19 protein-coding genes are annotated in these 21,393 nt (G+C 40.1%); 18 read left to right on the top strand and 1 reads right to left on the bottom strand.

Features of this window, described 5'->3' with window-relative positions; translation table 11 throughout:
- Positions 1 to 14 precede the first annotated feature (14 nt).
- On the bottom strand, positions 15 to 488 hold the full coding sequence (locus BFU02S_RS06895; RefSeq protein WP_066368352.1) for an N-acetyltransferase: 474 nt from the start codon (positions 486 to 488) through the stop codon (positions 15 to 17).
- A 237-nt stretch (positions 489 to 725) separates the two neighbouring features.
- On the opposite strand from BFU02S_RS06895, the gene BFU02S_RS06890 reads away from it, so the two are divergent.
- The 18 genes from BFU02S_RS06890 to BFU02S_RS06810 all read left to right on the top strand — a co-directional run bounded on the left by BFU02S_RS06890 (position 726) and on the right by BFU02S_RS06810 (position 21,298).
- The gene (locus tag BFU02S_RS06890) at positions 726 to 2,066 is read left to right on the top strand and encodes an acetyl-CoA carboxylase biotin carboxylase subunit (RefSeq protein WP_066368350.1); all 1,341 of its coding nucleotides are present in this window, start codon (positions 726 to 728) and stop codon (positions 2,064 to 2,066) included.
- Between the two features lie 15 nt (positions 2,067 to 2,081).
- Positions 2,082 to 2,294 carry a biotin/lipoyl-containing protein gene (locus BFU02S_RS06885; protein WP_066368346.1) on the top strand — a complete coding sequence of 71 codons (213 nt, stop codon included), beginning with the start codon at positions 2,082 to 2,084 and terminating at the stop codon, positions 2,292 to 2,294.
- 19 nt (positions 2,295 to 2,313) lie between these two features.
- Positions 2,314 to 3,855 (top strand): acyl-CoA carboxylase subunit beta, encoded by a 1,542-nt coding sequence (locus BFU02S_RS06880; RefSeq protein ID WP_066368343.1) that lies wholly within the window; start codon positions 2,314 to 2,316, stop codon positions 3,853 to 3,855.
- A 97-nt stretch (positions 3,856 to 3,952) separates the two neighbouring features.
- A complete protein-coding gene (locus BFU02S_RS06875) occupies positions 3,953 to 4,843 on the top strand; it encodes a 2-dehydropantoate 2-reductase (RefSeq protein WP_066368395.1) in 891 nt (296 codons plus the stop codon).
- A 91-nt stretch (positions 4,844 to 4,934) separates the two neighbouring features.
- Positions 4,935 to 6,569, top strand: coding sequence for a bacillithiol biosynthesis cysteine-adding enzyme BshC (bshC, locus tag BFU02S_RS06870; protein ID WP_066368341.1), 1,635 nt, complete (start codon positions 4,935 to 4,937; stop codon positions 6,567 to 6,569).
- A gap of 156 nt (positions 6,570 to 6,725) precedes the next feature.
- Entirely contained in the window at positions 6,726 to 7,157 is a 432-nt protein-coding gene (gene mraZ, locus BFU02S_RS06865) for a division/cell wall cluster transcriptional repressor MraZ (protein WP_066368338.1), read from the top strand.
- A 56-nt stretch (positions 7,158 to 7,213) separates the two neighbouring features.
- Positions 7,214 to 8,146, top strand: a complete 933-nt coding sequence (gene rsmH, locus BFU02S_RS06860) for a 16S rRNA (cytosine(1402)-N(4))-methyltransferase RsmH (protein WP_066368336.1) — start codon at positions 7,214 to 7,216, stop codon at positions 8,144 to 8,146.
- 21 nt (positions 8,147 to 8,167) lie between these two features.
- Positions 8,168 to 8,530: a cell division protein FtsL gene (gene ftsL, locus BFU02S_RS06855; RefSeq protein ID WP_066368333.1), complete on the top strand. Its 363-nt coding sequence runs from the start codon at positions 8,168 to 8,170 to the stop codon at positions 8,528 to 8,530.
- A complete protein-coding gene (locus BFU02S_RS06850; RefSeq protein WP_066368328.1) occupies positions 8,527 to 10,740 on the top strand; it encodes a penicillin-binding protein in 2,214 nt (737 codons plus the stop codon). The genes ftsL and BFU02S_RS06850 overlap by 4 nt, the downstream gene beginning before the upstream one ends.
- A gap of 131 nt (positions 10,741 to 10,871) precedes the next feature.
- Entirely contained in the window at positions 10,872 to 12,791 is a 1,920-nt protein-coding gene (locus tag BFU02S_RS06845; RefSeq protein WP_066368326.1) for a stage V sporulation protein D, read from the top strand.
- Positions 12,792 to 12,961: 170 nt separating this feature from the next.
- Positions 12,962 to 14,425 (top strand): UDP-N-acetylmuramoyl-L-alanyl-D-glutamate--2,6-diaminopimelate ligase, encoded by a 1,464-nt coding sequence (locus BFU02S_RS06840; protein WP_066368325.1) that lies wholly within the window; start codon positions 12,962 to 12,964, stop codon positions 14,423 to 14,425.
- The gene (locus BFU02S_RS16665; protein WP_157075870.1) at positions 14,425 to 14,598 is read left to right on the top strand and encodes a hypothetical protein; all 174 of its coding nucleotides are present in this window, start codon (positions 14,425 to 14,427) and stop codon (positions 14,596 to 14,598) included. Before BFU02S_RS06840 ends, BFU02S_RS16665 begins: the two co-directional genes overlap by 1 nt.
- 1 nt (position 14,599) lies before the next feature.
- Complete coding sequence (gene mraY, locus BFU02S_RS06835) at positions 14,600 to 15,574, top strand: phospho-N-acetylmuramoyl-pentapeptide-transferase (protein WP_066368322.1); 975 nt, start codon at positions 14,600 to 14,602, stop codon at positions 15,572 to 15,574.
- Positions 15,575 to 16,927: a UDP-N-acetylmuramoyl-L-alanine--D-glutamate ligase gene (murD, locus tag BFU02S_RS06830; protein ID WP_066368320.1), complete on the top strand. Its 1,353-nt coding sequence runs from the start codon at positions 15,575 to 15,577 to the stop codon at positions 16,925 to 16,927.
- A 77-nt stretch (positions 16,928 to 17,004) separates the two neighbouring features.
- The gene (spoVE, locus tag BFU02S_RS06825) at positions 17,005 to 18,105 is read left to right on the top strand and encodes a stage V sporulation protein E (protein WP_066368318.1); all 1,101 of its coding nucleotides are present in this window, start codon (positions 17,005 to 17,007) and stop codon (positions 18,103 to 18,105) included.
- 142 nt (positions 18,106 to 18,247) lie between these two features.
- The gene (gene murG / locus BFU02S_RS06820; protein ID WP_066368317.1) at positions 18,248 to 19,351 is read left to right on the top strand and encodes an undecaprenyldiphospho-muramoylpentapeptide beta-N-acetylglucosaminyltransferase; all 1,104 of its coding nucleotides are present in this window, start codon (positions 18,248 to 18,250) and stop codon (positions 19,349 to 19,351) included.
- Positions 19,352 to 19,413: 62 nt separating this feature from the next.
- On the top strand, positions 19,414 to 20,322 hold the full coding sequence (murB, locus tag BFU02S_RS06815; protein ID WP_066368316.1) for a UDP-N-acetylmuramate dehydrogenase: 909 nt from the start codon (positions 19,414 to 19,416) through the stop codon (positions 20,320 to 20,322).
- 205 nt (positions 20,323 to 20,527) lie between these two features.
- Entirely contained in the window at positions 20,528 to 21,298 is a 771-nt protein-coding gene (locus BFU02S_RS06810; RefSeq protein ID WP_066368315.1) for a cell division protein FtsQ/DivIB, read from the top strand.
- Positions 21,299 to 21,393: the final 95 nt, after the last annotated feature.

Genomic DNA, 21,393 nt, shown 5'->3' with positions numbered 1-21,393 from the left:
ATTTTTGTCCGCTTTTACTTTTCTTGAGCCTCTACACCTTCCGGATACCAGACTAATGGGTTTTCCCCGCGATCTCGTTCCATATCGTATTCTACTGGTGTAAAGCCCATTTTTTCCCAAAAGTCACGAGATTGCATTCTTGGATTCGTCTTAATTGGCAGTTTGAAACTTTTAGCGAATTCAACCAGCTGCCTGCCATATCCCTTCCCCTGATAATCTGGAAGAACCTCTAGTTTCCATAACTCAAGATAATTTTGTGGTGGATAGAAATAACGGTCAAACTTTGCATCAATCTGATATAAACTCATTCGGGCAATCAGCTTGTCACCGAAATAAATTCCGTAAAATGGTGAGTCACTATTATTATCTACAATATTTGCCTCCAGATCTTCAAGCATAGAAAGCTCCTGGAGACCGTATTCTTTAAATTTTTTAAATTCCTCTAGTGTTTTGAAATTTATTTTTAGTCTTACTACCTTTGTTTCCATTTTGTTAACCTCCTTATCATAGGTACACAATTCCATTTTTGTATAAATGTAATGTTTAGCAAATAACATGAAGTAAATAATTTTTTTATTATTCAAAATGAATCAACTACATTATATATCATAAATAGAAAAATTACCTCTTAAATTACTTTAGGAAGCGTTTTCACATTTTGCAGGAAAAATAGGAAATGATGTAGAAAAATAGTATTGTATCTTGTTTTAGAAAGGAGAAAAAAGGTGCAAAAAATTTTAATTGCTAATAGGGGAGAAATTGCGCTAAGGATTATCAAGACCTGTCAAGCCATGGGGATCGAAACAATCGCTGTTTACTCCGAAGCGGACCAAAACATGCCGTTTGTTAAAGCTGCGTCCAAGGCTGTATGTATTGGAGAGAGTCCTGTTAACAAGTCCTATTTGCAGACGGAAAAAATATTAAAAACAGCCTTAAGTGAAAAAGTGGATGCCATTCATCCCGGTTATGGATTCTTATCGGAAAATGCGGATTTTGCAAGAAAAGTAATGGAAGCAGGACTCATTTTTATTGGCCCAAAACCTGAAACCATTGAATTAATGGGTGATAAAATTGCTTCCCGTCAAACAATGGAAAAAGCCGGGGTACCAGTTGTGCCGGGGACTAGCACAGGACTTAAGTCGGTTGAAGAGGCATGTAAGTTTGCTGATTCCATCGGTTATCCGGTGATGTTAAAGGCGAGCGGAGGCGGCGGCGGTATTGGCATGGTTCTTTGTGAAAATGAGCAAGCGCTCGTTAAGTCATTTTCCTCCACTAAGGCAAGAGCGATGAGCTATTTTGGTTCTGAAGAGGTTTTTATTGAAAAATATATTCGCGAAGCCAGGCATGTGGAAGTTCAAGTGTTCGGAGATGATTTTGGGAATATCATCCATTTATTTGAGCGCGACTGTTCCATTCAACGCCGTCATCAAAAAGTGGTAGAAGAATCACCTTCACCATTTGTATCAAACCAGGTTCGTCAAAAAATGTATGAAACGGCTGTAAAAGCCGCACGGGCAGTGAATTATACCAATGCCGGAACTATTGAATTCATTGTTGATGAGGCAGAAAATTTCTATTTTCTTGAAATGAATACAAGGCTTCAGGTAGAGCATCCAGTGACAGAACTGATCACTGGTCTTGATTTAGTGAAATGGCAGATTCTCGTTGCTAAAGGAGAGCCGTTGCCACTTTTGCAATCTGAGATCAAATCGAGTGGGCACGCCATTGAATTTCGCCTTTATGCAGAGGATCCTGTCCGCTTTTTGCCATCACCAGGAAACATACGAACCTTAAATTGGGGCAAAAGTAAGGAAGGAGTGCGGATTGATTCTGGTTATGGGGAGGGCGGAACGGTAACTCCTTTTTATGATCCGCTGATTGCCAAATGTATCTTCTATGGTCATACAAGGAAACAAGCGTTGGAATCAGCTAGGAATTTTTTCGAAAATGTAGAGATTGAAGGAATTAAAACAAATGTACCGCTGTTTTTAAACATACTTAATGATACGGACTTTCAAAACGGCCGGTACACAACAAGCTTTCTAACTAAAAAACTAGTTAACTAAGGAGTGCAAAATACAATGAAAAAAATTACAGCTTCAATGGCGGGAACAGTGTTAAATATATTTGCGGCAGTTGGTGACCAAGTAAACGTAGGTCAAGAAGTACTAATACTTGAGTCGATGAAAATGGAGATCCCGATTGAAAGCGGCGTCGAAGGGACAGTGCTGGAAGTGAAGGTCAATGTTGGTGATTTTGTGAATGAAGATGATGTTTTGCTAGTTTTAGAATAGCCATTGTAGGAGGAATTTCATGATAGGCACAGATCAATTAAATGAGCGGTTAAATGAAAATCGAAAAATAATCGAGGCGGGTGGCCATCCCAAGTATCATGAAAAGGCGAAACAGCAGAATAAACTGTTTGTCCGTGATCGTCTTGCTTTGTTATTTGATGATGGGAAATATGAAGAGGATGGTAAATTTGCCAATTTTGCGGCTGGTGATTTGCCGGCAGATGGAGTTGTTACGGCGATAGGAAAAGTGAATGGCCAGACTGTCTGCGTAATGGCCAACGATTCGACCATCAAAGCGGGTTCATGGGGTGCTCGTACAGTTGAAAAAATTATTCGGATTCAGGAAACTGCTGAAAAATTAAAAGTTCCGATTTTGTACCTTGTTGATTCTGCGGGTGCAAGGATAACGGATCAATTAGAAATGTTTCCAAATCGCCGCGGAGCCGGAAGGATTTTTTATAATCAGGTAAAGTTGTCGGGCATGGTTCCACAAATTTGTATTTTGTTCGGCCCTTCAGCTGCCGGGGGGGCCTATATACCGGCATTTTGTGATAATGTCATCATGGTTGATAAGAATGCGTCGATGTATTTGGGATCGCCAAGAATGGCCGAAAAGGTAATCGGTGAAAAGGTCAGTCTGGAGGAAATGGGCGGAGCAAGAATGCACTGCTCTGTAAGCGGGTGTGGGGATGTCCTTGCGAATAATGAAGAAGAAGCAATTGAATCAGCAAAGAAATATCTCGAGTTTTTTCCAGCCAATTTTAAAGAAAAACCGAAAGTACACCCGGGGCGACCGGCAAAAGAAGGCCGCGATTTGGAAACCATCATTCCAGTTAATCAAAATGCGCCTTTTGATATGTATGAATGCATCGATCGGATTATTGATGAGGCAAGTTTTTATGAGATCAAAAAATTGTTTGCGCCAGAAATTATTACTGGACTTGCCCGTATTGACGGTCGAGTGGTTGGTATTATCGCTAATCAGCCAAAGGTAAAAGGGGGTGTCCTGTTTGTTGATTCCGCTGATAAAGCGGCAAAATTTATTCAGCTTTGCGATGCCTTCCATATTCCTCTATTATTCTTGGCTGATGTACCGGGCTTTATGATCGGCACAAAGGTTGAAAGGGCAGGCATTATTCGACACGGTGCAAAACTGATTGCAGCGATAAGTTCTGCAACAGTTCCGAAAATATCGGTGATTGTCCGGAAGGCATATGGTGCAGGTCTATATGCAATGGCAGGTCCGGCATTTGAGCCCGACTGCTGTATTGCCCTTCCGACAGCGCAAATTGCTGTAATGGGGCCAGAAGCGGCAGTAAATGCTGTTTATTCAAATAAAATTAATGAAATTGCAGATCCGAAAGAGCGATTGGAATTTGTTAAAAATAAGCAGCAGGAATATAAAGAACATATCGATATTTATAAGCTAGCTTCAGAGCTGATTGTCGATGAAATTGTTGCACCGTCTGAACTAAGAAATGTTCTGATTCAGCGGTTTGCCTTGTATGAAACGAAAGAATTAAAATTTAGTGTACGTAAACACCCGGTGTATCCGGTATAGGAGTGAAAGAGGTTGTCTAAAAAAGACTTCCTCTTTTTTCAATTTGTGCAAATTTGTTAAAATACAGGTGAATATGATATATGAAGGGATCTTAAAAATGAAAATTGGAATTATTGGTGCAGGGTCTATCGGACTTTTATTTGCCGCCCATCTTAGCAGAAGTCATGAAGTTACTTTATATACGAGAACAATAGAACAGGCAGCAGATATAAATAATCATGGAATTGTTATGAATAGTGCTGGAACAATCTCCGTTTCATATGTCTCAGCAAAGCCGCTAACGTCATGGACTGGAACGGAAGATATCGCTATCGTTGCTGTTAAACAGTACCATCTTCTCGCTGTTTTCGAGTATATGTATAAACTTTCGCAGGTACCTGCTACTATATTATTTCTCCAGAATGGAATGGGGCATTTGAAACTGCTGGAAACACTTGATTCTGCCCATATTTTTGTCGGTACTGTTGAACACGGTGCGTTAAAAGAAAACAGTTATACCGTCAAGGTTAATGGCCTTGGCGTGACGAATGTAGCAGTTTATAAAGGTGACATAGAGAAACTAAATAGTTTTATTCATTCCGCTCCAAATGCTTTTCCCTTTTTGGTAAGGCCGAATTACTTTGAGATGCTGTTGGATAAATTAGTGGTAAATGCAGTGATCAATCCGCTGACAGCCATTCTTGGGGTTAAAAATGGTGCTTTGATTGAAAATCAATTTTATTATCTATTATTAATGCGGCTATTTGCGGAAATTTCTTCTGTTTTAAGGCTTAGAGATCAAGAAAAGTATTTACAGGCAGTGATTAGCATTTGCAAGAAAACAGCTGACAACCGCTCTTCGATGCTGAAAGATATTGAAGCGAACAGAATGACAGAAGTTGAAGCAATTTTAGGGTTTGTATTGGATGAAGCGAAAAAGCAAAGGATCGATGCACCGCTGACTGAAGCTTTATATTTTGCGATTAAAGGGAAAGAAGAGAGCTTATGAAAATTTTAAAGCAAAGTCTTTTTTAAAACAGGATGACGAATGATATACTTCTAGAAGAAGATTTTAGGATGACCAGAAAGGGAGTACTTGAATGGAGATTTTAAATCTCTCGTTACCGGCGACAAACCGATTTGCTTCTGGATATTTACAGCAATCAGCTGAAATTATGCCTTTTTTTCATTATCGTTTTAATGATTTAAACGCAGATACAGAAAGATTAGCGGAATTAGGCGGGCGAAAATTTAAACGGACAGAATTAGCAGAGTATATTGAAAGTTTTATGGAGCGGTTTGCATCGTCAGAAGCCGTCAAAAATTCCATTCATAAGTTGAAACAAACTAACAGCGCAGTAGTGATTGGTGGGCAGCAGGCAGGAATTTTGACGGGGCCGCTGTATACCATACATAAAATCATCTCATGTTTGAAATTGGCTGAACAAAAGGAAAGGAAATTGGGAATACCGGTTGTCCCAGTGTTTTGGATTGCCGGGGAAGATCACGACTTTCAAGAAGTAAACCATGTGTTTGTGCCAGTCCATCAAAAACTCGATAAATGGACATATCCGGAAAAAGTCCTGGAAAAGAAAATGGTGTCCGATATCCAAATTGATCAGGATCTCTGTTTAGCGTGGGTGGAAAACATAATAGAAAATTTTGGTGAGACGGAATATACAAATCAACTATTAACCTTTGTTACGGAACAAATTAATAAATCAACGACTTTTGTTGATTTCTTTGCTAATATCATCATGGAATTATTCAAGGATTACGGGCTATTAATTGTTGATTCAGGCGATCACGCTTTTCGAAAGCTTCAAAAGGAACTTCTTGCTGAACAGATTGAGCAGCATGAAGGGATTACTCATGCACTTCTTGCACAGCAAGAAGAAATAGCGAAAAAGGAGTTTCCGCTGACAATCCAGGCAAACGAACAGGCAGCCAATTTATTTTATTATGATCCCAAACTAAAAGAACGTATTTTACTGGAATTTGACCGGGAAGCTGGGCGGTTTACAGGGAAACATGGTAAGGTTTCGTTTGCGAAGCAAGAATTGGTTGAGCTGGCGCATGAAAATCCTGCTATGTTAAGTAACAATGTAGTAACAAGACCATTGATGCAGGAATGGCTTTTCCCAACACTTGCTTTTATTGCCGGTCCCGGAGAGATTTCGTATTGGGCTGAGCTGAAGCTGGTGTTTGAACATTTTGGGATGAAGATGCCGCCAATTGTTCCTAGGTTAAATATTACATTCTTGGATCGATCGGTTGAAACAGACCTTGAGGAATTAAACTTACAGCTTGAAACGGTACTACAATTCGGTACAGAGCGGGATAAAGCACAATTTATCGAGAACATAATGGATAGAGAAATTGCAAACATTTTTTCAAAGGCAAAAGAACAGCTGGTAAACCAATACAAAATTATTGAGGCAAAAACCGCTCAAGTAAATCATGCATTGCTTCCGCTCTTAAAGAAAAATGAAGGGGTATTATTGAAAGAACTTGACTTCATGCAGGCAAAACTGGAAGAGGCAGTGAAGCTGAAACATGATGTTATTTTAAATAAATATGCTCGCGTTGAACTCTATTTGCGGCCGGAGGGGTCACCGCAAGAACGAATTTGGAATATTTTTTATTACTTGAATCGTTATGGCCTGAATTTTATCAACGACATTATGGCTGCTAATTTCGAATTCGACGGCCTTCATAAAGTCATGAAATTTTAGAAAAACTTCACTTTTTTGTGAAGTTTTTCTTTTTTTTTAAAGAAATTTAATACGCTTCGAAGGATTTTTCCAAGGTAGGAACGAATTTATAAAAAAATAAGTGGTGGAAAGTGGGGGATTGTGGTACAGTTTTAATAGAAAGTGGGGGTAGAGGGTATGTTCATGGGTGAATACCATCACAGCATTGATAATAAAGGCCGTGTGATTGTACCTTCCAAATTTCGTGAAGAATTGGGAGAAATGTTCATCATCACGCGAGGTTTGGATCAATGTTTGTTTGGTTACCCATTATCAGAATGGAAGGTGATAGAAGATAAGCTGAAAAGCTTGCCGCTCACCAAAAAAGATGCCCGTGCTTTTACTCGATTCTTCTTTTCCGGTGCAACAGAGAGTGAACTTGATAAACAAGGAAGGATTAATATCCCGGCACCACTTATGCAATATGCAAAACTGGAAAAAGAATGTGTGATTTTAGGTGTTTCCAATCGAATTGAAATTTGGAGCAAGCAGATTTGGGAAGACTATTTTTCACAGTCAGAAGAATCGTTTGCTGAAATAGCAGAAAATATGATTGGCTTTGATATTTAATGGACAGGTTATGAATATATTTTCTGTTTCGAAGGATTGGAAAAGGTGGTTCAAACATGTTTAAACATACAACTGTGTTATTGGAGGAAGCCGTTGAAGGCTTAAATGTTAAACCAGATGGAATTTATGTTGATTGTACATTGGGAGGTGCAGGGCATAGTGCAATGATTCTTTCCAAGCTTGGAAAGGATGGAAGGCTAATCGCTTTTGATCAGGACATAACTGCGATTGCAAATGCCCGAGAAAGATTTTCTGAATATGGTGATCGGTTTATCACCATTAAGAGAAATTTTTTATTCTTGCAAGAAGAACTTCTAAGTTTAGGGATTAAGAAAGTGGATGGAGTATTATATGACCTTGGCGTTTCTTCCCCGCAATTGGATACACCTGAAAGAGGGTTCAGCTATCATCATGATGCTCCGCTGGACATGAGAATGGATCGTGATGCATCCATTACTGCTTATGATGTGATCAATCATTGGTCATACGAAGAGTTAGTCCGCATTTTCTTTCGATATGGTGAGGAAAAATTCTCAAAACAAATTGCAAGGAAGATTGAAGCTGTAAGACAAATCAAACCAGTTGAAACAACAGGTGAATTGGTGGATTTAATAAAGGAAGCCATTCCTGCTCCTGCCCGCAGAAAAGGCGGACATCCTGCCAAGCGGATTTTCCAAGCAATCAGAATTGCGGTGAATGATGAATTAGCTGTCTTTGAAAAGTCTCTTCATCAAGCAATTGAGATATTAAATCCAATGGGGAGAATAAGTGTCATTACCTTTCATTCACTAGAGGACCGAATTTGCAAAGCAGCCTTCAAGAAGGCTAGTGAAACTCCTGACCTGCCGCCAGGATTGCCAATAATCCCGGCTGAATACAAACCAACATTAAAACTTATTACACGTAAACCGATTCTTCCAACTGAACAAGAAATAGAACATAACAATCGTGCACGATCTGCAAAACTTCGAATTGCAGAGAAAATATAACAAATCAGGAGGGGAAGCAGTTTGGAGAACCTTGCCAGAAATTTGCAAGAGCAAAAGCATTTTGAGCAGCCAGTTCAAACGAATAAACAGACATTAAAAGTAAGAAAATCCTGGTTGACTCCAGGGGAAAAAATACTCGGTGTAGCATTTGCGGGAATCGTTTGCTTCGGTGCTATCCATATCATCTCGAATCAAGCAAAAATTTATGAAGTGAACAAGGATATCCAAAAAGTCGAGGATAAGATCAAGGCACAGCAGCAAGTAAACAGTGACTTACAAGCTCAAGTTAAAGGTTTAAGCAATTATCAGCGAATCTATGAAAAAGCGAAAAAAATGGGGCTACAATTAAATGAAAATAACATCAAGGTAGTGCAGGAGAAATGAATAAGAAACAACCATATATGAATTTAGGAGCAGCGATTTTGTTCGGAATCTTCGTCCTGCTCTTTTTTATATTAATTTTTAGGTATTTTTCCATTCAAATCAGCGGTGAATTCGCTGGTCAGCCACTTGCAGCAAAGGCACAACAAAAATACAGCCGAAAGGGGGTTTTACAAGCGGTCAGAGGGGACATCATGGACCGTAATGGGGAAGTAATAGCGGAAGATACAGCCTCCTACACATTAATTGCAATACTTAGTAAGAAGATGACCATAGATCCTAAACATCCGCAGCATGTAGTCGATCCAAGCAAAACGGCACAGGAACTTGCAAAATATATTAAAATGGATGAATCAGAAATTTATCGTCGTTTAACTGAAAAAGGAAAATTTCAAGTGGAATTCGGCAAAGCGGGAAGGAATTTAAGTGGGGATATAAAATCAAAAATAGAAGCATTGAAGCTACCCGGCATTACATTCATTCGGGATACGAAACGGTTCTATCCAAATGGAAAATTTGCTTCCAATGTCGTCGGATATACAAACAGTACGGAAAAAAATAATACTTATAAAACAGTTGGAGCAATGGGAATTGAACAATCCTATAATAAGCTATTGACAGGAAAGAATGGCTCCATACAATATGAAAGTGATTTATGGGGCTATATTTTGCCAAATGGCAAACAAAAGATTACACCGGCACATGATGGCGATGATGTTTATTTAACCATTGATCAAAAAATACAATCCTTTTTAGAAGATGCCATGGACAATGTAGCGAAAAAATATAAGCCGAAAAAAATCATTGCCATTGTAGCTGACCCGAAAACAGGAGATATTTTGGCAATGGGTCAGCGTCCTTCTTTCGATCCGAATACGCGTGAGGGCATCACCAACAGTTGGCATAATGAAGCGATCGAAACGTCTTATGAGCCTGGATCAACGATGAAAATTTTTACACTGGCAGCTGCTGTTCAGGAAAATGTGTTTAATCCAAATGAAACATATATGTCCGGTTCCTTCCAGGCAACGCCGAAAAGCCCTGCAATACACGACTGGAATGGGTCTGGCTGGGGAAGAATCACGTATCTGGAAGGACTTCAACGTTCATCTAACGTAGCATTTGCAACCATTGCCAGAGATAAATTGGGCTATGATAAATTAAGGGAGTATATATCAAGATTTGGATTGGATAAACCGACAGGAATTGAGCTTCCCAATGAGGCAGCAGGGAAGATTGCCTTTAAATATCCGGTGGAAAAATCGACAACGGCATATGGACAAGGAACGGCCATTACGCCAATTGAGCAAATTCAGGCAGCAACTGCTATTGCAAATAATGGAAAAATGATGCAACCACATATCGTTGAAAAAATCGTTAATCATGATACAGGGAAAGTAATCAAGGAGGAGACACCAAAGGTGGTGGGAACACCAATTTCCGCCGAAACGGCCCAAAAAGTTCGTGATTATTTGGAAACCGTAGTCACCTCGCCAAAAGGTACTGGCGGTAGTTATAAAATTGAAGGCTATAGTGTTGCAGGAAAAACGGGTACAGCCAGCATCCCAGGCCCAAATGGACGTTATTTAACAGGGGCAGATAATTATGTATTCTCATTTTTAGGGATGGCACCAAAGGATAATCCGCGGCTAATCGTCTATGTAGCAGTTCAGCAGCCTGATTTAGGCGGAACGGGCCAAGGAGCTCTCCCTGTATCAGCTATTTTTAATCCAGTAATGAAAAATAGTCTGCAATATTTAAATATCAAACCTTCTGCCCAGAAAACTCCGTCAGAAAATGAGTTGCCGGACTTTAAGGGTCAATCTGTTGAAGCAGCACTTAAAACACTAAAGGCAGATGGATTTGATGCTGTTGTGCTCGGCAAAGGAAATCAAGTAGTCAGCCAGCTGCCTAAACCAGGGACGACAAGTTTAGATGGCGAGAAAGTTATTTTGCAAACAGATGGCAATTTAACGGCACCTGATATGACAGGATGGTCGCTCCGAGATGTAATGAAAATTGTTGATATGGCCGGCTTGAAGCTCAATGTAAACGGAAAAGGGTATGTTGCCTCACAAAGTATAAAACCAAATACCCAGCTGCATAACGGTGATACCTTGACGGTTGATTTAGTTACGCCTGAGGATTTATATACAGAAGAAACAAAAAAACAAAAAGATGAACAATCCAAAAGTAAGACAGGTCAGCAATAATGAAAAATCCCGCCGCAAATGGCGGGATTTTTTTTAGGTCAAGCCATTGTTCTAAGGCGTTCTATTATCTTCATGTACAAGCATATAAATGAACGATAACGTAATCAGGTTCGAAGGAGGATCGTTCGTCTATGCGTGTATCAAATGTAACTGTCCGTAAACGGTTATTAATTGCCCTGTTCGTAGGAATCCTTATTTTTTTCATTATTGATGTCCGGCTTGGTTATGTACAATTTTTTCTGGGAGATTGGCTGACCGGCCGGGCAAAGGAATTATGGAGCCGAAATATCCCGTTTGAGCCGGAACGGGGAAAGATTCTCGACCGAAATGGAGTGGCGCTTGCAACCAATATTAGTGCACCGACTGTTTATGTAATCCCAAGGCAAGTAACAGATCCAGCACTAACGGCCCAAAAGCTTGCTTCTGTGTTAAATATGTCAAAAGAAACGGCTTACCGTGAAATTACCAAGAATGAGAATATTGTCAGAATGAAAGAGGGCAGAAGAATCTCCCACGAAAAGGCAAAAGAAGTCAGGGCCTTGGGACTCAAAGGTGTTTATATTGGTGAAGACTCTAAACGATATTATCCGTTTGGCAGTTACTTGTCCCATGTACTCGGATTTACAGGGATCGATAACCAAGGGCTGATGGGATTAGAGAAATATTATGATAAAGAATTAAGCGGAGAGCGGGGGGCCGTTAAATTTTATGCCAACGCCAAAGGAGGACGGCTGAAGGGGATCGCGGATGATTATGAACATCCAGTGAACGGACTTGATCTGAAATTAACGATTGATACTAAAATTCAAACGATTATTGAAAGAGAATTGGATATTGCAGAGGCAAAATATCATCCAGATGGAATTATTGCCATTGCCATGAATCCGAATAATGGAGAGATATTGGCGATGTCGAGCCGGCCGACGTTTGATCCGGCAAATTTCCGTAATGTACCCCAAGAAGTATATAATCGGAACTTGCCGGTATGGAGCACATATGAACCTGGGTCTACTTTTAAAATTATTACGCTTGCTGCAGCTTTAAATGAACATAAAGTGAATTTAGAAAAAGAACATTTTCATGATCCCGGTTCTGTCACTGTGGCTGGTGCCAGGTTAAAGTGCTGGAAACGAGGCGGACATGGTGATGAAACCTTTTTACAGGTTGTACAAAATTCTTGTAACCCCGGATTTATAGAATTAGGAGAGCGATTAGGAAAAGACAAGCTGTTCAAATATATCAGGGATTTTGGTTTCGGTCAAAAGACTGGTATTGACTTGCAGGGGGAAGGAACAGGAATTTTGTTTAATATGAATCGTGTCGGGCCGGTAGAGTTAGCCACTACTGCATTTGGACAAGGTGTTTCGGTTACACCAATCCAACAGGTAGCTGCAGTGTCGGCTGCCGTCAATGGGGGAATTCTTTATCAGCCGTATATCGCAAAAGAGTTGATTGATCCAGTGACAAAAGAAGTGGTCATGAGAAACTCCCCAGTAGCCAAAAGAAGGGTGATTTCCGAGGAAACATCAAAAGAAGTCCGCAATGCCCTTGAAACAGTTGTTGCACAAGGGACTGGGGGAAAGGCTTTTGTCGATTCATACCGTGTTGGCGGTAAAACGGGAACTGCCCAAAAGGCGCAAGGAGGTCGGTACTTGGAAAATAACTATATTGTTTCATTTATTGGCTTTGCCCCTGCAGATGACCCGCAAATTGTGGTGTATGTAGCAGTTGATAATCCGAAGGGTGTAACCGCGTTCGGGGGTACGATTAGTGCACCGATTGTTGGGGAGATTTTGAAGGATAGTTTAAGCGCGATGGGTGTGCCTCCTAGAAAAAATCAAGTAGAAAAAGAGATTAAATGGCCGGACAATCCACCGATCGAATTGCCTGATTTTGTCGGTATGACAAAAGAAGAACTTCCAAGTCAGCTTGTGAATTTGCAAATTGATGCGAGTGGCGAGGGGGATACAGTAGTACGGCAATCTCCTGCACCGGGTACGAAAGTAAAGGAAGGATCGAAAATTAGGCTTTACTTTGGCAAGGGAGATTAAATCATATAAAATGAAATGGGCGGCCGGAATCATTTTCCGCCGCTTTAATTTCGTAACTAAATAGCAAAATCAAATATTTTCATGTAAAATAAGATGGTACTTTTAAGTCATGCTTATTTATGCTATATAAAAAAGGCAATAAATGCAGGTAATGAGAGGATTTGAGGACAATGAAGCTTTCCAAGCTGCTAGAACATTTGCATCTGTTAATTCCATATAGTGGGGAAGATGTGGAAATTACCTCGATTGATAATGACAATCGCAAGGTGCAAAACGGGAGCTTATTTATTTGTATTAAGGGGTATACGGTAGATGGGCATGATTTTGCCGAATCCGCAGTCCAAAATGGAGCGCGGGCCGTTCTTTCCGAACGTCCGCTTCAGCTTGAAGTGCCGGTTATTATTGTGAAAGATACGGTCAGGGCAATGGCAGTCCTTGCCGATGCCTTTTATGGACATCCGACGAAGGCTTTAAGGCTAATTGGGATTACGGGGACAAACGGAAAAACTACGACCAGCCACATGATTGAAAAAATTTTTGCCGATAAAGGCGAGCGAACCGGGCTGATCGGAACAATGTATACAAAAATAGCAGATAAGACGATTGATACAAAAAATACAACTCCTGAAAGTTTAACACTACAAAAAACATTCAATCAAATGGTGCAGGATGGTGTAGAGACTGCTGTTATGGAGGTATCTTCCCATGCTTTGGATCTAGGGAGGGTTCATGGCTGCGATTTTGATGTTGCAGTTTTTACTAACTTGACGCAGGATCATCTTGATTATCATAAAACGATGGAGGAGTATAAACGGGCGAAGAGTTTATTATTTGCCCAGCTTGGCAATACCTATGACCAAACAAGGCCTAAATTTGCTGTTTTAAATGCGGATGATCCAGCATCAGAGATGTTCATGAGATCTACTGCAGCTCATGTTATTACATATGGAATTGATCACCCATCCGATTTTCGGGCGGAAAATATTGAAATAACTGCTGCCGGAACCAAATTTGATATCGTTTTTGGAAACAAGAAATATCCGATGGCAATCCAGCTAATCGGAAAATTTAGTGTTTATAATATTTTGGCGAGTACGGCAGCTGCCTATGTATCCGGAATTGATTTGCCTTCAATTATTCATTCGCTTGAAGCAATCGAAGGAGTGGCTGGCAGATTCGAACTTGTAAATGCGGGGCAGGATTTCACAGTCATTGTTGATTATGCCCATACCCCTGACAGTCTTGAAAATGTATTAAAAACCGTTCAGCAATTTGCGAGAAAAAGGGTTTTTGTTGTAGTTGGCTGCGGTGGAGACCGGGATCGGACAAAACGGCCGATCATGGCGCAAATTGCCTGTCGGTATGCAACGGATCCAATATTTACTTCAGATAATCCTAGAAGTGAAGATCCGATCGCCATTTTAAAGGAAATGGAAGAAGGGGTTCAAGGTTCTACCTATTTAACAATACCGAACCGGAAAGAGGCAATCAAAACGGCTGTAAACCAGGCGTCATCCGGTGATGTGATTCTAATTGCCGGCAAAGGCCATGAAACCTATCAAATTATTGGCGATGTTATTCATGATTTTGATGACCGGCAGGTAGCCCGGGAAGCAATTAAGGAGAGGTCATGATGGATTTGTGGGAGAACCGGAATTATATTGAAAATATGAATGGGGAAACAAATAGAAAAATGATATACTTAGTTTTTAAACATCCATATAAAAATAGCGAATTATGTGATATTGATGTGATGTCAAATACGACAACCGAGAAACAAGCAGATAAAGCTGGAGGGTGGGAATAAAATGCTGGAGCAAGTTATTTTTTTCACAATCATTATGGCGTTCCTTATTTCTGTCTTACTCTCTCCGGTTTTTATTCCTTTCTTAAGAAGGTTGAAATTTGGACAAAGCATTCGTGAAGAGGGGCCTAAGTCTCATCAGAAAAAATCAGGAACTCCGACAATGGGCGGGATTATGATTTTATTTTCCATTGTTGTCACAACAGTTGTGATGACAGGGAAATTTTCTGAGCCTACGGTAAAAACCTATCTGTTACTGTTAGTTACGATTGGTTTTGGCCTTCTTGGCTTTTTAGATGATTTTATCAAGGTCGTATTAATGCGAAATTTAGGATTAACGTCAAAGCAAAAGCTTTTAGGCCAAATTATTATTTCGGTAATTTTCTATTTTGTCTATAAACAACAAGGCTTCTCTACGGAAATTACCATTCCATATAGCGGTACTTCTATTGATTTAGGTTGGTTTTACGTATTCTTTATCATCTTCTGGCTTGTAGGTTTTTCCAATGCCGTGAACTTGACAGACGGTTTGGACGGCTTGGTGTCAGGCACTACCGCGATTGCATTTGGCGCTTTTGCAGTTCTTGCTTGGAATCAGTCTCAGATGGAATTGGCTATTTTTTCTGTCGCTGTTGTCGGCGCCGTACTTGGATTTCTTGTCTTTAATGCGCATCCCGCGAAGGTTTTTATGGGCGATACCGGATCTCTTGCGCTTGGGGGCGCGATTGCAGCCCTTGCCATTTTGACTAAACTGGAGATTTTGCTGATTTTAATTGGCGGAGTATTTGTTATTGAAACATTGTCGGTTATTTTGCAAGTGGCCTCTTTTAAGACGACCGGAAAACGAATTTTCCGTATGAGCCCGCTGCATCATCATTATGAGCTTGCCGGTTGGTCAGAATGGAGAGTCGTAGTGACGTTTTGGAGTGTAGGCTTAATTTTTGCGATACTAGGAATCTATATCGAGGTGTGGTTGTAATTGAAGCAGATTAATTCTTATCGCCATAAAAAAATATTGGTGCTTGGCCTGGCAAAAAGTGGGATATCCGCTGCCACTTTGTTACATAAACTCGGCGCGTTTGTTACGGTAAATGATCAAAAGCCATTATCCGAAAACCCTGGAGCTCAGTGTCTGTTAGAACAAGGGATTAAAGTGATATGCGGGGAGCATCCAGTTGAACTTTTGGATGAAGGCTTTGAACTGATTGTGAAAAATCCCGGAATTCCTTATAGTAACCCAATGATTCAAGGAGCCATTGAAAATGGGATTCCAGTGATCACCGAGGTTGAACTTGCCTATGAAATTTCCGAAGCCCCATTTATCGGCATTACCGGAACAAATGGAAAAACGACAACAACAACCCTTGTTTATGAAATGCTGAAACAAGGCAATAAAAACCCATTAATTGCCGGCAATATTGGCACAGTAGCATCAGGTGTAGCTGAGGAGGCTCGGAAAGACCAAACGATTGTTATTGAATTATCGTCTTTTCAGCTTATGGGGATTCAAACATTCAAACCGAGAATCGCCATTATTACGAACCTTTATGATGCCCATTTGGATTATCACGGGACACGAAAAGAATATTGGAAAGCCAAGGAGAACATCACGAAGAATCAAACAGAGCTCGAATATTTAATTATCAATGCTGATCAAGAGCAAACCCTTGAGATCGCCAGCCGTTCTAAAGCGAAAATTATTCCGTTTTCAACTAAGAAGGTATTATCGGATGGGGCATGCATTCGCGAAGGATGGATTTGTTTTAATCAAGAGAACGTGATGCCGGTTGCAGATATTGTGCTGCCAGGAGTTCACAATCTTGAAAATATCCTGTCTGCTGTGGCTGCTGCGAAACTCTCAGGGGTGGAAAATATCGCAATTCAAGCAGTACTTCGCACATTTACAGGGGTAAGACACCGGCTGCAATTTGTGACAGAGATAAATGGAAGAAAATTTTACAACGACTCTAAAGCTACAAATATTTTAGCTACAGTCAATGCCCTCGCTGCTTTCCATACACCGGTGATCTTGCTTGCGGGCGGGCTTGACCGCGGTAATGAATTCGATGAGCTTATTCCTTATTTGAAAAACGTAAAAGCACTGATTACCTTTGGCCAAACAGCACCAAAACTAGAGAGAGTTGGTAAAGAAGCTGGGATAAAAACGATTGTTCGTGTCGATAATGTTGAAAAGGCGGTGCCTGTGGCTTACCAATACTCTGAAATAGGGGATATCATCTTATTATCTCCTGCTTGTGCAAGCTGGGATCAATATAAAACTTTTGAAGTCAGGGGAGACATTTTTATCGAGGCTGTGCATAAGCTTAAGTAAGGGCTTGTGCTTGGACGCTTTGTTTTTTACCACTGATGCACTTAAGCCCTAAAACTTGCTTGTTGAGGTGTATAGTGGTGCCGACGAAGAGAACAGCTCCCGACTTTATATTAATGATTGTGACATTTACACTGCTCGCAGTGGGGCTTATTATGGTGTACAGCGCTAGTGCGGTTTGGGCTGAATATAAATTTCATGATTCATTTTTCTTTGCCAAAAGACAAAGCTTATTTGCGGGAGTCGGGGTCCTTGCCATGTTTTTTATTATGAACATTAACTACTGGACCTGGAGAACTTGGGCAAAAACCATTTTAATTGTTTGTTTCGTCCTCTTAGTTTTGGTGTTGATTCCCGGAGTCGGAAATGTTCGTAATGGATCAAGAAGTTGGATTGGGGTTGGTGCTTTTTCCATTCAGCCTTCCGAATTTATGAAATTAGCAATGATTGCTTTTTTGGCAAAATTTCTATCAGAACGGCAAAAACAGATTACCTCGTTTAAAAAAGGACTTGTCCCATCATTGGGGCTTGCTTCTATCGCTTTTGCGATGATTATGCTCCAGCCCGATTTAGGTACGGGGACTGTCATGATGGGAACTTGTATCGTGATGATTTTTATTGCAGGAGCCAGAATCAGCCATTTTATCTATCTCGGTTTAATTGGGGTCGCGGGCTTTGTCGGTTTAGTCATCTCGGCACCGTATCGGATGAAGCGGATTACTTCATTTTTAGATCCATGGTCAGATCCGCTCGGAAGCGGTTTTCAAATTATCCAATCGCTCTATGCAATTGGGCCGGGAGGTCTGTTTGGTCTGGGACTCGGGCAGAGTAGGCAAAAGTTTTTTTATCTACCTGAACCGCAGACTGACTTTATTTTTGCTATTCTTTCAGAGGAATTGGGATTTATTGGCGGATCCTTTATCCTACTTTTGTTTGCGCTTCTTTTGTGGCGGGGAATCCGTATTGCTTTGGGGGCACCAGATTTATACGGCAGCTTACTTGCAGTAGGTATTATTGCTATGGTGGCCATTCAAGTGATGATTAATATTGGTGTTGTCATTGGGCTGATGCCGGTTACAGGAATTACGCTTCCGTTTTTAAGCTACGGCGGCTCTTCTCTGACACTGATGCTTATGGCGATCGGAGTTCTTCTGAATATCAGTCGTTATTCAAGATATTAATATCTGCCCTGTTTGGTGACAGGGTTCTTTTTATGTAATAGACCGATTGATCGTTACAATTAGATAACATTCTTTTTTCATTGACTTTTATTATATAGTTTTTATAGTAGAATGTGTTTAGCAGATTTTTTGAGGTGAGAAAATGAGGATAGCAGTAAGCGGAGGGGGAACAGGAGGGCATATTTATCCTGCTCTTGCACTTATTAGAGAGATACAGAAAAAGCATACAAATGCAGAGTTTCTTTATATAGGAACGATGAATGGATTGGAAAGCAAGCTTGTCCCGAGGGAAAACGTTCCTTTTAAAGCGATTCATATTACCGGCTTCAAAAGAAAGCTTTCATTTGAAAATGTAAAAACGATCTTCCGCTTTCTAAAAGGAGTATCAGACAGCAAAAAAATTTTAAAAGATTTTAAACCGGATGTTGTAATTGGTACTGGCGGTTATGTTTGCGGACCGGTCGTATATGCAGCAGCAAAGCTTAAAATCCCAACCATTATTCACGAACAAAATAGTGTTCCAGGCCTTACTAATAAATTCTTAAGCCGATATGTCAGCAAAATTGCGATTTGTTTTGCTGAAGCAAAGGAATATTTCCCCGCAAATAAAGTTGTGTTCACGGGAAATCCTCGGGCTTCTGAGGTAATCGGCCAAGATGGAATAAAGGGCAGGCTTTCGGTCGGATTAAGTACGACTAAGCCGTCCGTATTAATCTTTGGCGGCAGCCGTGGAGCAAGACCGATTAATGAAGCTGTGATTCAAGCTTTACCTGAATTTGCTGGTAAATCATACCAAGTTCTTTATGTAACAGGGGATGTCCATTATGAAAATGTTAAAAAGGAAGTAGAATTAGTTGGAAACCCTGAGAACGTTTTGATAAAACCCTTCATTCATAACATGCCAGAGGTTCTTGCTGGTATTGATTTGGTTGTTTCAAGAGCTGGGGCTACCACATTGGCGGAGATTACATCACTTGGAATTCCGAGTATTTTAATCCCAAGCCCATATGTCACAAACAATCATCAGGAGAAAAATGCAAAATCATTAAGTGATCAGGGGGCTGCCCAAGTTTTATTAGAAAAGGATTTAACCGGCAGCAAGCTGACAGAAACCATCGATCGTATTTTATTGGATGAGAAAAATTTAAAAGAAATGAAATTAAACGCCAAAAAAATGGGGGTTCCTGATTCGGCCTTAAAGCTTTATCGACTCATGGAACAGTTAATAAGGGAAAATCAACGGTAGACCAATTGCACCAATAGCATAAACTATAATAATATCCATGTTTGGAAAGTAAGGTGATATATATGGACGAAGTTATTACGGAACTACAGTCTTTAAATATTGGAAAAGTGAAAGCAAATGAGCCTCTTGCTCATCATACGACTATTAAAATTGGCGGCCCTGCTGATTTGTTTATTGAACCATCGTCGGTTGAAAACTTAAAAAAAGTAATGGAAATCATCGAAAAAAATGCTCTGCCTTGGCGGGTAATTGGCAGAGGTTCGAATCTTCTCGTGTCCGATAAGGGGATTGAGGGAGCGGTCATCAAACTTGGGCCAGGGATTGATTCATTATCTATTGAAGGAACTGAAATAACTGTAGGAGGCGGCCATTCCCTTGTCAGTTTATCGACGATGATCAGCAAGAAAGGATTATCTGGTCTTGAATTTGCCAGCGGCATTCCCGGTTCAGTCGGCGGAGCTGTGTATATGAATGCAGGCGCACACGGTTCAGACATTAGCAGAATCTTGACAAGGGCTCATATTTTATTTGAAGATGGAACAATGGAGTGGCTATCAACCGAAGAGATGGAATTCTCCTATCGAACTTCATGTTTACAAAAAAAGCGTCCTGGAATTGTTCTTGAGGCTGTTTTTCAGCTTTCAGAAGGAGATCGGACGTCGATTGTTGCTCAAATGCAAAAAAATAAGGATTATCGGAAAGTTACACAGCCTTGGAATTATCCCTGTGCAGGCAGTATATTTAGAAATCCGCTACCAAATTATGCAGGAAAATTAATCGAATCAGCCGGACTAAAAGGGTATAGCATTGGCGGAGCAAAGATCTCTGAAATGCATGGAAATTTTATTGTTAATGCCGGAAACGCCTCTGCAGCTGATGTCCTTGCATTAATTCAACATGTAAAGGACACGATTTTCAGTTTATACGAAATAGAAATGGAAACAGAAGTAGAAATTATCGGCAGAAATTAGAATTGATTTTGTCTGTCTGAATTGTTTCATGCTTTTCTAAGAAGAAATCTATTACGAATGACAAAATTTGTGATATAATTACAGATAATATTATAGGCTGGAAATGAGAGTAAACGAATGACGGCATGACTTTTCGTGCCGTTATTCGCTTTACAAGGCAGCCCCGAGCATAAAAGGACAAGCTGCTTTTATTTGGAGGAAATGTATGGAAGATGGTAAAATCGTTGCACTTGAGGATCGTATTCCAAAGCTAAAAGAGCAAAGACGGAAGAAAGCGAATAGACGGCTTGTGTTCCTGCTTTTATTATTTTTTCTAATGATTTTAGTAGTTGCATATACCCAGTCACCATTGAGCCGGGTTAAGAATATTACGGTCACCGGGAGTGAACTTTATTCCGATCATGAGATTATCAGGGAAACCGGGCTTAGCCTCAAAACGAATATTTGGACAGTCAAATCAACTGCAATTGAAGCAAAATTAAAGCAGTTGCCTGAAGTAAAATCCGCGGCTGTTACGATTCAATGGCCTAATTCCATTTTGATTCAGATAAAAGAACATAAAAAGGCTGCCTATCTTAAACAAGGAAATTATTACTATCCTATAATGGAAAACGGGAAAATTCTTAAAAATTACAAAATGGATAAAATTACGGGGAATTCTCCTATTTTGTTTGATTTTAAAGAGGGTGCCATTCTTAATATGATGGTAAATGGCTTAAAAAACCTTCCGAATGAAATTGTAAACTCCATTTCTGAAATTCATTTTACCCCGACAAAAACCGATCCATATCATATTTCCTTATTTATGAACGATGGCTTCGAGGTAAGTGCAACATTAACAAATTTTTCTAATAAAATGGTTCATTATCCTTCCATCATTAGTCAACTGGATCCTAAAAAAAAGGGAATTATCGACTTAGAGGTTGGTTCTTATTTCAAAGCTTTTGAAGCGGAGACGAAGGGGAAAAATGATTAAGGCAAACCATTGTGCATATTCTGGTTTGCCTTATAAGCATGCGATATTGTCGGAGGAGCAGTAAAATTAGTAAAATAATCACAGTAAAAAAGTAG

It is taken from the genome of Neobacillus fumarioli NBRC 102428 (genome assembly GCF_001591485.1).
Lineage (GTDB): Bacteria > Bacillota > Bacilli > Bacillales > Cytobacillaceae > Neobacillus > Neobacillus fumarioli.
Note: the sequence above shows the minus strand (reverse complement) of the source record. Positions and strands in the feature narration are given on the sequence as shown.